At 32.7% G+C, this 13425-nt stretch carries 8 protein-coding genes; all 8 read right to left on the bottom strand.

Translation table 11 applies throughout. From position 1 onward, the window contains the following. The 8 genes from hutI to QO263_RS10020 all read right to left on the bottom strand — a co-directional run bounded on the left by hutI (nucleotide 1) and on the right by QO263_RS10020 (nucleotide 13398). Entirely contained in the window at nucleotides 1-1278 is a 1278-nt protein-coding gene (gene hutI, locus QO263_RS10055) for an imidazolonepropionase (protein WP_285620727.1), read from the bottom strand. Nucleotides 1279-1287: 9 nt separating this feature from the next. Further along, nucleotides 1288-2184, bottom strand: coding sequence for a glutamate formimidoyltransferase (gene ftcD, locus QO263_RS10050; protein ID WP_285620725.1), 897 nt, complete (start codon nucleotides 2182-2184; stop codon nucleotides 1288-1290). Nucleotides 2185-2195: 11 nt separating this feature from the next. Then, nucleotides 2196-4226, bottom strand: a complete 2031-nt coding sequence (gene hutU / locus QO263_RS10045; protein WP_285620723.1) for a urocanate hydratase — start codon at nucleotides 4224-4226, stop codon at nucleotides 2196-2198. Between the two features lie 15 nt (nucleotides 4227-4241). Next, a complete protein-coding gene (gene hutH, locus QO263_RS10040) occupies nucleotides 4242-5768 on the bottom strand; it encodes a histidine ammonia-lyase (protein ID WP_285620722.1) in 1527 nt (508 codons plus the stop codon). A gap of 162 nt (nucleotides 5769-5930) precedes the next feature. Then, the gene (gene thpR, locus QO263_RS10035) at nucleotides 5931-6491 is read right to left on the bottom strand and encodes an RNA 2',3'-cyclic phosphodiesterase (RefSeq protein WP_285620721.1); all 561 of its coding nucleotides are present in this window, start codon (nucleotides 6489-6491) and stop codon (nucleotides 5931-5933) included. Between the two features lie 14 nt (nucleotides 6492-6505). Continuing rightward, nucleotides 6506-6886: a hypothetical protein gene (locus QO263_RS10030; RefSeq protein WP_285620719.1), complete on the bottom strand. Its 381-nt coding sequence runs from the start codon at nucleotides 6884-6886 to the stop codon at nucleotides 6506-6508. Nucleotides 6887-6927: 41 nt separating this feature from the next. Continuing rightward, nucleotides 6928-7929, bottom strand: coding sequence for a LacI family DNA-binding transcriptional regulator (locus tag QO263_RS10025; protein ID WP_285620716.1), 1002 nt, complete (start codon nucleotides 7927-7929; stop codon nucleotides 6928-6930). A gap of 78 nt (nucleotides 7930-8007) precedes the next feature. Further along, nucleotides 8008-13398 carry a diguanylate cyclase gene (locus QO263_RS10020; RefSeq protein WP_285620714.1) on the bottom strand — a complete coding sequence of 1797 codons (5391 nt, stop codon included), beginning with the start codon at nucleotides 13396-13398 and terminating at the stop codon, nucleotides 8008-8010. Nucleotides 13399-13425 lie beyond the last annotated feature (27 nt).

The raw sequence follows: 13425 nt of genomic DNA, 5'->3' as shown, positions 1-13425 counted from the left end.
TTAAAATGCGCCCTTTTTCCTGCCTTTTTCTACTACTATTTTCCCATTTTTGACTACCATGTCTACATGGTTTATTCCAAAATGATATATAATATAATTTATATTAGGTGAATCAAATATAATTATATCTGCCTTCTTGCCTTTTCTTATGCTTCCAATTGCTTTCTCTTTTCTAAGTGAGCATGCACTATTTATAGTAACTGCTGTAAACACTTCTTCTGGAGTCATTCTTAGAATAAGGGAAGCAAAATACATTGCTAGCTGCAAATTTTCCGTTGGACTGCTGCCAGGATTATAGTCTGTTGATAAAGCAACAGGAACACCTAGTTCAATCATTTTCCTAGCATCTGCAAACTTTCCACTAGCTAAATTAAAAGATGTAGCAGGAAGTAAATCTGCTATTACTCCTTTTTCAGCCATCATTTTCATACCTGCTTCACTTGCTGCAACTAAGTGGTCAGCAGATACAGCTTCTACCTCAGCAGCTAGCTCAGCCCCACCTAATGGTTCTATCTCATCTGCATGAACTTTTGGAAGCATGCCATGTTCTCTAGCTGCATTCAATATTCTCCTAGTCTGATCTACTGTAAACACTCCTTCTTCACAAAACACGTCACAGAATTCAGCCAGTCTTTCTTCTGCTACCTTAGGAATCATATCATTAATAATAATTTCAACAAATTTTTCTGGATTATCTTTATATTCCTTTGGTACTGCGTGGGCACCCATAAACGTAGATACTATATCTACAGGATGTTTTTCATTTAATTCTTTTGCTACCCTTAGCTGTTTAAGCTCAGTTTCTGTATTTAATCCATATCCACTTTTTGCTTCTACTGTTGTTATTCCAAACTCTAACATGGTATTTAGGCTTTTTTCTGCTTTTTTATATAATTCTTCAAAAGAAGCATTTTGAGTAGCTTTAACTGTACTTAGTATCCCCCCGCCTGCTTTTAATATATCCAAGTATTTCATGCCATTTAGCTTCATAGCCAGTTCATTTTCCCTAGAACCACCATGAACTAAATGAGTATGAGGATCAACTAAACCAGGAGTTACAGTCTTCCCAGCTCCATCGATTATTATGGTTTCTTTTCCTATTTCGATATAGCTAGGTATTTTCCCTTCTCCAACAAAAATTATCTTATCTCCAGCTATAGCCACAATACCATTTTCAATTAATCCAATATTCTTCATCTCTTCTTTTATTCTAGGTCTATCAGGTCCTTCCATTGTAACTAACTGAGATATGTTTTCTATTACAATATCAGCCTTCATTAAATCACCCTATTCATATATTCTCTTTTCTAGTATCTGCTCTGCTCTAAAATTCTCTATCTTTAAATAGTAGTCTGCACAATTGATAAGTGCCATCATAGGTACCAAACCAATGATTTCACTTCCTATGACATTAACTCCATATCTTTGTGCTTCTCTTTCAATCATATCAAATACTCTAAACAATGGTGTGCTTTCATAGTCTACCATGTTCATTGAGACTTGAACTATGTTTCTTTCTTTAATCTCTACACCTAGTGCCTTGCAGGATGTAAAGCCTCCATTTCTCCCTCTGACACTTCTTGCAATTTTATTTGCTATTTCTAAATTATTTGTATCTAGATTTACATTAAATGCAACTAAAGGCATTCTAGCTCCAACTGCTGTAGCACCAGATTTAATATTTAAAGTATCTGGACCAAAATCAGGCTTCCAGCTTTCATCCTTCATTTTTTCATTCATTCCCTCATACTGGCCTTTTCTAACAGAAGCCAAGTTTTCTCTATGAGGTGCGCTTGCAGATTTCTCATATAAGAAAACAGATATTCCCAGTTCTTCTCCTATTCTTCTACCAATCCGCTTAGACATTTCTATACATTCTTCCATTGTAACCTCAGCAATAGGTATTAAAGGAATAACATCTGTTGCCCCCATTCTTGGATGCTCACCTTTATGCTTACTCATATCAATAAGCTCAGCTGCCTTCCTGCAAGCATTAAATGCTGCCTCTTCTACGGCTTCGGGAGTTCCTATAAAAGTAGTCACGCATCTATTGTGATCCTTATCCATGGAATAATCCATCAGTTTTGTGCCTTCTACTTTTCTTATTTCATCAATTATTTTTTCAATAAGTATTTTATCTACACCCTCACTAAAATTAGGGACACATTGCACTATCTTAGCCATTTCATTTCCTCCTATTTTTTACTGTAAGCCTTTTCTACAAGAGAACTAATCAAATCTTCATCTGGAATATATGGTAATGTAATATGATCAGTATCCTTATGCATATTGTTATACTCTATACATGTTTTTATAGAATGATCATTTCTTGCCCAAGCACGCCTAGCTACTCCACCCATTACGTCCCAAGGCATAGCAGTTCTTATAACATTATCTATCCTTTCACTTCCGTCAAGGACTAATCCAAAGCCACCATTAATGGATTTTCCAATACCTACTCCTCCTCCATTATGAAGTGCTATGAGACTCATTCCTCTAGCTGCATTTCCAGCAAAGCAATGAGTAGCCATGTCAGCCATTATATTGCTTCCATCTTTAATATTTGAAGTTTCCCTAAATGGTGAATCTGTTCCACCAGTGTCATGATGATCTCTTCCCAGCATAATAGGTCCTACTTCCCCATTGCGCACCATTTCATTGAACTTGAGAGCTATATCTCTTCGTCCAAGTGCATCTTGATATAATATTCTAGCTTGTGTGCCTACTACAAGCTTATTCTTTTCTGCATCCCTTATCCATACGTAATTGTCTCTATCCTGTCCTCTTCTATTAGGATCAATGGCCTCCATAGCTGCTTTGTCTGTTTTTATAAGGTCCTCATGCTCTCCACTTAAGCAAACCCATCTAAAAGGTCCATACCCATAATCAAATAATAAAGGTCCTAATATATCCTCAACGTATGAAGGAAAAATAAATCCTTCGCTTTCATCAATTCCATTTTTAGCTATCTCCTTAGCCCCTGCATCAAATACAGCCTTCATAAAGCTATTTCCATAATCGAAGAAATAAGTCCCCTTACTTGTAAGCTTTTTAATAAGTTCAAACTGTCTAACAAGTGATTTATTTACTAGTTCAATAAATTTAGCCTTATCAGATTTTAATAGCTCTGTTCTCTCTTCAAAGGTTAATCCCTGAGGACAATATCCTCCATCATATGGTGCATGACATGAAGTTTGGTCTGATAACAGTTCTATATGAATATTATTGTCTACTGCATACTCAAGCAAATCTACTATGTTTCCATGATAAGCTATTGAAATAGACTCTTTCTTTTTCATATATTCAGCTGTCCAAGCAAAGACTTCTTTTAAATCGTTTGAAGCTCTGCTTATCCATCCTTGATCAAGTCTTGTTTGGATTCTTGAATAATCCACCTCTGCAATTATGCCCACGCCATTTGCTATCTCTACAGCCTTACCTTGAGCTCCACTCATACCGCCTAAGCCTGAAGATACAAATACATGTCCTCTTAAATCTCCATCTTTCGCTACGCCAAGTTTTATTCTACCTGCATTTAATATAGTATTGAAGGTTCCATGAACTATTCCCTGTGGTCCTATATACATCCATCCACCTGCAGTCATCTGTCCATAATTAGCTACTCCCATAGCCTGTGCTTTATTCCAATGATCCTGATCATCAAACATTCCCACCATAAGAGCATTAGTTATTATTACTCTTGGACTCCCCTTAGTAGATTTAAAGAGTCCAACTGGATGTCCAGAAGCAACTACTAGAGTCTGTTCATCTGTCAAAGCTTCTAAGTATTTTTTAATCAATCTATATTGCATCCAGTTTTGACAAACCTGACCTGTTTCTCCATAGGTAACTAATTCATAAGGATAAAGAGCCACATCAAAGTCAAGATTGTTATCAATCATAACCTGAAATGCCTTGCCTTCTATACAATTACTCTTGTATTCTTTTAAAGGTTTCCCTTTAATATTACCTTCAGGCCTAAAACGATATCCATATATTCTTCCCCTAGTCATTAGCTCATCTAAAAACTCTGGTGCCAGTTCTTCATGCAGCTCCTTAGGTATATACCTTAATGCATTCTTAAGAGCTATCTCAGTTTCTCTTTTGGTCAAAGTAAGCTCTCTCTTTGGGGCCCTTCTTATGCCATTTACGAACTCAGGCATTGGTGGCAGCTGATTGTCAAGCTTAATAGTCATTGCCTTAGAGACATCAAAATTATTAACCATACTAATCCTCCTCCTTTAATTTAATTCTCCTATACTTTCTTCTACTTTTTCAATGATGATATTTGATTTTAGTAGAGATTCACATTTATTTATATCTATATACATTACCCTGTCATCCTCAAGTTTAGATACTTCTTTTCTCACTAGTTCATAGGCTACCAAAGTACCCTTACCTAAGCCTTTGTTTCCCCTTAGATCTATGGCTTGACATGCTGCTAAAATTTCCATTGATAATACTTTCCTTGCATTATCCAATATATTTCTTGCTTTTCTGGCAGCAATAGTACCCATAGATACATGATCCTCTTGGTTTGCAGAAGAAGGTATAGAATCTACACTTGCAGGATGTGAAAGTACTTTATTCTCTGAAACTAGTGATGCAGCGGAATATTGAACTATCATAAAACCTGAGTTTAAACCACCCTTCTCAACTAAAAATGCTGGTAATTCACTTAATGCAGGGTTTACTAATCTTTCCAATCTTCTTTCAGAAACATTTGCTAGTTCAGCTAATGCTATACCTAAGAAATCAAAGCTTAAAGCCATGGGCTGCCCATGAAAATTTCCTCCTGAAATTACTTTATCCTCATGTCTGAATATTAAAGGATTATCTGTTGCTGAGTTGATCTCAATCTCCACTTTTTCCTTTACATATTCAATGGCATCCTTACTAGCTCCATGAATTTGAGGAAGACATCTTAATACATACGCATCTTGGACTCTAATTTCCCCTTGTTCTGTAGTCATGTTGCTATCCTGTAAAACCCTCAATAGGTTTCTTGCAGTATTTATTTGTCCTTGATGAGGTCTTACCCTGTGAACATTTTCATCAAAGGCTGTTACAATTCCACATAATGCTTCTACAGTTAATCCAGCTATAATATCCGACATCTTGCTTAGGTTCATTGCATCATATACAGTAAGTGCGCCAATTGCAGTCATTACCTGTGTACCATTTATTAAAGCCAAGCCTTCCTTAGATGTAAGCTCTATGGTAGGAATATTGGCCAATTCCATAGCTTTCTTTCCTGACATTCTAGCACCATTATAAAACGCTTCTCCTTCTCCTAACATTACAAGTACAATATGGGAAAGAGGTGCGAGGTCCCCGCTTGAACCAAGGGATCCCTTTTCAGGTATTACTGGATGTACTCCTTTATTAACCATTTCTATAAGTATGTTTAAAGTCTCAAGCCTTATGCCTGAATATCCCTTTGCTAATGCATTTGCTCTTAAAAGCATGACTCCTCTTACTATCTCCTCATCCAGCGGCTCTCCTACTCCGCAAGAATGGCTGATTATTAGATTTCTTTGAAGGGTCTTAGCTTCATCCTTTGAAATAACAACATCACTAAACTTACCAAAACCTGTAGTAATTCCATATACCACTTTTTCATTGTTTACATACTGCTCTACTACTTCTCTTGACTTAACAACATTATCCATAGCATTAGCAGATAGTTCAACCTGATAATTATTTCTACATACATTAACTACATCCTCTATTTTGAGGCTATTCCCATCTATGACTACCTTTCCCACAATATCGCTCCTTCTCATAATTATGATTTGTTTAATTATCTATTCTTTAATTATACAAAAAATCCTGCCACATTTCAAAAAAATTTTAAGCCTTCAACAAATTTTAGTAATGTATAGCTGTAACTCATTAAAGCGATAAGATCATAAAAAAACACCCCTATACTATAGGGGCTTACTTAAACTGTAGCTTTTTAAGGGTGTATATATTCTCTTTCCATCCATCAACTGACTTTCTATAAAGGAAATTTTGCTTAAAGCAAAAGAAAATTTGCAGTCTTCCTTCAATATTTCTCTAGCTGTATTAAAGTTATCTTTTAGTACTATATTTCTTCCCAATGTTATATGAGGATTAAAATTTCTTTTTTCTCTTTCATATCCTAATTTAAACATGCTTTCTTCAATATCAGTATTCAACTTCTGCAAAGCTTTTATTTCTCCCTTTAAACCTAACCATAATACCCTTATCTCTGTATTTCCGGGGAAAAAGCCTATATCGTCTAAAGATAAATTTACAGCATTGGAAGAATCTAAAGTATTTGAAAGCTGTTCTTCAATTTTTTCACATTGTTCAATAGTCGTATCTCCAAGAAATTTTAGAGTAAGGTGAAAGTTATCTATATGAGTCCATCTTCCTTTTGTAGAAAGTTTTTTTAGCTTGTCTTGAATTAGAGAAATCCTTGTTTTTAAGATATTATCAAACTCAAAAGCAATAAAAGTCCTCATATTAACACCACCAATTACACATTATAATATAGTACTACAAATATTATAGATATAACAATATTAACAAATCCAATAATAGATAATGTCTTCGAAAGAAATTTGAGCGCTAATTTTGCCTTTATAACATCACCTTCATTTTCGTTACCTGGTTTTGTTATTGATCTCTTGTGTACTATCCAGGCAAAGGTTCTTGTCAAAGCTCCTGCAATCAATAATACAATTCCTGCTATAAAAAAATAGTCACTTATAATCTTGCTATTAACAAGACTGCCGTGTTTAATAAAGGCAACTAAAAATATAATTATTATTAAGGAACTCGCAGCTATAGTTAATCTTTTAACATTTTTCTTTTCTAGAATATATTGCGCATTATTCCTGCTATCTTTATCTGCCATATTGACACCTCGCAACAAAAGCAGCTAGCTGCCTTAATAGTCTATATTTTAGCACAACTTTCTCTTTTCTGTATTTGAAATGGAAGAAATATAGTGTCATTGTCATTGCTTTCCTTCTTAATCTCTTTAATTATTCTTCTAATGGCCACAGCCCCAATATCATAAAACGGTTCTTTAATTGTGGTTAGTCTAGGTCTAAACATAGAAGCCATTTTTATATCTCCATATCCAGCTACAGATATGTCATTAGGAACTTTAATATTATTATCATATAGATAATTTAATACACCAATAGCTAACTCGTCATGACTACAGAATATTGCAGTAATATCATTATTGTGTCCTATGATATCTCTGCATACCTCATATCCATCATCTATGCCTCTACCCTTAGCATAAAATATGTTCTCTTCAAATCCTTCATTTTCTAAGATAGCTTTTTTATAGCCCTCTACCTTCAATAGCTCTAAAGAATGATCTTCCTTGCTAGATGATATGTAGGCTATATTTTCATGCCCTAGATTAATCAAATAATTAGTCATCTCATAAGTCGCTTCTAAGCTGTTTATAGCTACAGTAGGAAAATCAGCAGTATAAAAATATCTATTTAGATAAACAAAAGGTATTTTAAACTCTTTTATTTGCTTATCTATTTCGCTATTTAGTGAATCTGAAACCATTATTATACCTTCTACTTGTTTTCTGCTTAGAAGCTGTATAAATTTGAGCTCCGTAGCTTTGTCTCCATATGTGCTGCAAAGGAGAATATCATAGTCGTACATTTTTCCGACTTCTTCTATTCCTCTTACTAGCTGTGCAATATATGCATCTCCTAAATCCGTAACTATTACTCCTATTAAAAATGATTTTTTAGTTACGAGTGTTCTAGCTATTTCATTTGGTTTATATCCTAATTCATTAATAACCTCTAAAACTTTTTGTCTTATTTCTGTACTTACAGGTTTAGAGTTATTAATAACTCTAGAAACTGTAGATATAGATACACCTGCCATTTTAGCTACGTCCTTAATTGTTGCAGTCATAATCCCACTCCTTCAATTTTCATTTCTATTTTTTTTATTATATCATAGATAGCAAATATATATGTAATAGCAGCTATACTACAACATAGCTGCTATTATACCTCCTATAGTGTTTACAAAGTTATAACTATTATAATCAAATTCTTTCTCTTTAATTGGAACTGTTATATGGAGCACTCCTTTAACTACCCCACTATTAATAAGCGGAACTACTATAACAGATTGCCAGTTTGGTTTTCCTGAAATAAGATCTATTTCTCTTATATCTTCCCAATCAATAAAAAATTCTCCATTTTGCTCATTAATAGCTTTGCATATTATTTCATTATTATACTCTATATTCTCAATCCAAGAATCAGAAAACCTAAGTCTGCCATAAGTTTTATTAACTTTATTATCTTCATCTAATGCAATAAGAATACCTTGTTCGGCCTCTAAAATTTCAATCATTCTTCCAAGAGCTTTAAATATCTTATCCTCTTTATCCATTTTCTCCTTAATTAACCCAATTATCTCTACTATTACCAAACCAATCCTTTGATCCTTAACAGTGTTTCCAGAAATTATTCCTGCTAATTTGTCCAATCTTTTCTTTAGCTGGCCTATATCATTACTCCAAACAATGCTTCTATTTCTGCCTGTTTCTTTTGCTACATATGATGCTTGATCTGCCTTTTCAATAAGCTCATCTTCAGTCTGTCCATGTTCAGGAAAAGATGATATCCCTAAACTAATTGTAATAGGATAACTTTCATTAATCAAGTTAGATTTTTCTACGGTTTTCCTTATCTTTTCAGCAACAGCTTCTCCCTCTTTTATTGTTGTATTAGGTAGAATAACGATAAACTCTTCTCCTCCATACCTACCTACTATATCTGATTTTCTTACATTTTCCAAAATAATATTACCTATCTTACCTAGTACTACATCTCCTTTTCTATGTCCAAAAGTATCATTTACATTTTTAAATTTATCTATATCTATCATAATAACAGAAAATTTTTTCCCATCTCTTCTAGCCATTGATATATAATCCTTAAAAGTGCTGTCAAAGTATTTACGGGTAAATACTCCTGTCAATTTATCTATTGAAGAAACTATTTTAAGAATATAATTATCAATATTAATAGAAATAAGGTGAGAAAGGGCATCAATGAGTTTATATCTTTTACTGTCAAATTTATTAAATAGCTTATCTGTATCTAGATAAAGATATCCAATTATATTCTCTCGATTACTAGTCTTGCTTTTCTTCCTCCTATCAGGAATATTTACTGTGTATTCTGATGGCTGCAACTTAAATATAGGCATACATATCATTGCCTTTATACTATCATCTATATTTAACAGCTCATCGAGTCCCTTATTCCCGAAAGATTTATTGACCATAATTCCCTTGTTTTTTTGCATAATTTCAGATATGATAAGTTCTTTATCAGGTATAAAGTCATCCTGTGATGTAGATGCTGCCGTAATCAACTGGTCTGATTCATAATCATGTACAAAAATCAATCCTCTGCTTGCAAATGTCTTACTAACTGCATAATTAAGTATGGCGTTCAGATTATGCATATAATTGTTATCTAATTGTAAAATTAACTCCTCAAAGCTCTTGGCTATTTCCTTTTCAGGTTCTATATCTTCTTTATACTCAATATTGAAAATATCTTCACTAAATAAGTCAACTATATTTTTAATATTGAAAAAATCCTCTAGTTTAATATTTTCATTAAAATCAATAGGTTTACTATGAAATATTTCATTTCCTTTTACAACTGAAACTACTTTTCTAAGCTTATCTAAAACCGTTGAGGCTCTATTTTTATTTATAAAGGTAATTTGCAGACTTTTATCAGGTATTTTTTTCGCTATTCCATATAACAAATCTAATGCAGTCAAATAATGATTTACCGATTTATAGTACTGAGCATTATCAAAGCATATGTCTCCGAGCTCGACATTAGTGAAAAATTCTATTTCATAAAAGCCCTTGTTGTTTGCTTTGGCAGAAATACTAGATAAAATATTATAATCCTTACTCAATTTGCCTTTAAGCATAGATTTTAATAAATCTAAATAATCAGTGGTGAAAGTGTCTTTTAATTCATCATCCTCTAAAAGCAACTCTCCTGCAAGCTCAATATCACCAAACAATATTGATGTATGGGCCAGTGTTAATAGACCTTTTCTTCTTTCACCAAAATATTTGCTTAATTTGTACTGGCCTCTTATTCCATCTATGTCTTTCTTCTTTACATTTCCATCCATCCAATATTTTAACAGCACTCTTTTAAGCCTAGAATCAAGTATGATTATATTTTCACTCTGACCGCTATTAAGTATCTTATTTGAATATCTAAGAGCTTCATCATAATTACCAAGAGTCAAATAAAAATTACTTAAAAAATAATAATATCTAGAAATATTTTGATCTTCAACAAAGCCTTCATTAAAGGTTCTGTTTACTTTTTCGTAATAACTGTAGCATTTATCAAATTTCCCAATAAACAAATATACTAGACCAAGATTTATCTGAGACAAAAACAATGAGTTCTCATCTTCAATATCCTTGCATATACTTTCCATTCTTCCAATATACTCCTGAGCTTTTTCATAATTATTGGTTCTTATATATAGCTCCCCGATATTGTTAAGAAAAGTTGCTTCGCTTTCCAAGGATTGAAATTTTCTAGAAATTTCAATACCTTCTTTATAATAACTCATAGCAATGTCTATATCGTCAAGGAAATCAGAGTATATATATCCAATATTGTTTAAAGCTCTAGTAGATTCTACATAATCCCCAGATTTATTAAAATAGTCAAAACTAATTACAAAATATTCTTTTGCTAAATCTATTTGACCAGTAAATACTTTTGTTATACCCATTTGATTATAAAAATGACCTATATATAAATCAAAGCCATGCTTAGTAGCAATATCTAAATATTGGCCTACACTTTCAAAAACCTTGTCGTACTCTCCTTTTGATATACCTATTCTATATATTATTCTTACTGATTCTAGTAATTCTTCAGTGTATCCATTTTTCTCAGCTATGGCTTTTGCTTCTTCCGCATATTTTTTAGATAAATCTATATCATATTTTCTATAATAAGCAGCAGATAAACCATTGTTACAAATAGCTATATATTTTTTTTCATTAAGTTTTATAGCAATTTTCAATCCTTCTTCATAACTACATATGGATTTCCCTGTCATACCCTGAAGCAAATATAGATTGCCTAGATTAGACAATACCTCAAGCATGTCCTTATCTTCTCTATTCTTCATAAGATCGTAGGCTTTTTCCCAAAGATGTACACATTGAATATTCCCTACTAAGCCTCTCATTTTTTTTGCATTTAATATGGTTTGTTTAACAGCCTTGTCGTCCTGCATAGACATGTTATAGTGATAAATTAACTCATCAATGTTTCCTCTATCCTGCTGCAAATAAATATTTTCTAAAATTTCTGCTGCCTTTCTATGAAACTTATGCTTTTCGTCATCTGATAGATCGCTATAGATAAACGACTTTATATGTCTGTTATAGAAATCATAAGTAAAACCCCAGTCTTCGACTCTTTCATCTAAAATTTTCATAGTAACAAGTTTATCTATTAGAGCATCAGTATCTATACTATTACCCTCAGCAATTTTCTTTATGATGTTTTTGGAAACAGAAGTGTTAAATATGGAAATATATTTAACTACCTCGAGTAGCTCCTTATCTAGAAGCTTAACCTGCCTTTTTATTGCATCACCAATATTAGGCGGAATATACAAGCTTGTATAGTTTTGTGTTGGCACATCCCAATTCCCATTTTTATTTATAAAAAGTTCACCTGTTGCTACAAGGTTTTTAATAGCTTCCTCTATATGCCCAGGATTACCTAAAGTATCATTCATCACTCTAGTAGAAAAGTTAATTGGTTTATAACTTATTCCAAGAATCTTTTTTATTAATATTGAGGTCTCATCTAGATTTAGACGTAAAAGTCTATGTTCATAGATTTTCTTTAAGTTTATCCAGCTATTCACAGTATCACTAAGGGCTTTCTTCTTCTTTAACAAATCCTTATCATATGAAACAATCAGTACTAAAGGAGTTTGTTCACTGCTATTTATCAGATAATTCATCAAATTAATTGTTTCAATGTCACAATTGTGAAGATCATCTATTATCACATAGGTTGGAGTGTTTTTCACATTTTCAACAATAAATTTTGTTATTCTATCATATAATCTAAACCTCTCCTTAGTTCCACTTAACATAGAAGAAGGTTTTATATCTTTCGATTCTGATATTTCTGGTATTATCTTAACAAGCTCGCTCCCATATATGTCAATAAGCCTGCTGTCACAATCCTTTAGCATGCTCTTAAGTACTCTTATTATAGGTCCTAGTTCTTTAATGCTTGAATCCGAAATTGACGTATGATAGACAGATCTTCCATTCATTTTAAGTCTATATGCTAATTCCTTTAAAAGCCTTGTCTTGCCTATGCCTTCCTCACCTGTAAAGGATATTAACTGTCTATCTAGAAGGCGAAGATCAAGCTTGCTATCATTGTTTAAAATCTCATTGATTTCTTTGTCCCTTCCGATAATCCGGCTTCCAAAAATTAATACATTTCTTTCTTCCGTCAGGTTAAGCACATAATTCTGTTCAAAAATATAGTTTAATTTTTCTGCTATTTCACTAATATTTTTAATTCTCGAATCATAATCCCTATCGATTAATTTTGTGACCAAATCAATTACACTGCTTCTTTGACTCTCGTTAATGTCCAAATAATTTGCAATTTTACAGTCCTTCTCATCAGCAACACATGTGCTTCCAGACAACATAGCCTTAAGCACCATGCCAATTGAATAAATGTCAGACCCAACTCCAATATTATTTTGCTTCATCCTTACCTCTGGAGCAGTAAATATATTATATTCCTCATCATAGAAGTTTTTTATTATTCTTTCATTTATTGTTGCAAAGTCAATTAACTTAATACTGAAATTGCTATTATCATCAACAACAAAAATATTGTCAAGGTTAATATATTTGTATGTATAGCCTCTAAAAGTCATATATGATGTAAGCTCTAAAAGCTGATATATAACAGATAATATCTGTCCAACATTCATTTTACCTATATAATTTCTAAGCCTAGTTCCTTTAATAAAATCAATTGTATAAAAAAATTGTTTTACATTTATAGATTTATTATCAATTGAACTTACAATATCAAAGCTATAACTTGGAATAATGCATTTATGTCTTAGACTTCTTAATTCAATAAAGGTATCAGTAAATTCTTTAAAAAGGGAATAATTGGTGCTGTCATTGCTGAACAGCTTTAATAATAGCTCTTCATTATCGTTCCATAAGTCATATACAACGTATATAGTACTATGGTCATATACCCTATATATTTTTTTTATTCTATACCTATTATTGATTAATTGCATATCCTTTCCCCCGTGCCCTGTAAGTTA

It is taken from the genome of Proteiniborus sp. MB09-C3, from assembly GCF_030263895.1.
Classification (GTDB): domain Bacteria; phylum Bacillota; class Clostridia; order Tissierellales; family Proteiniboraceae; genus Proteiniborus.
Note: the sequence above shows the minus strand (reverse complement) of the source record. Positions and strands in the feature narration are given on the sequence as shown.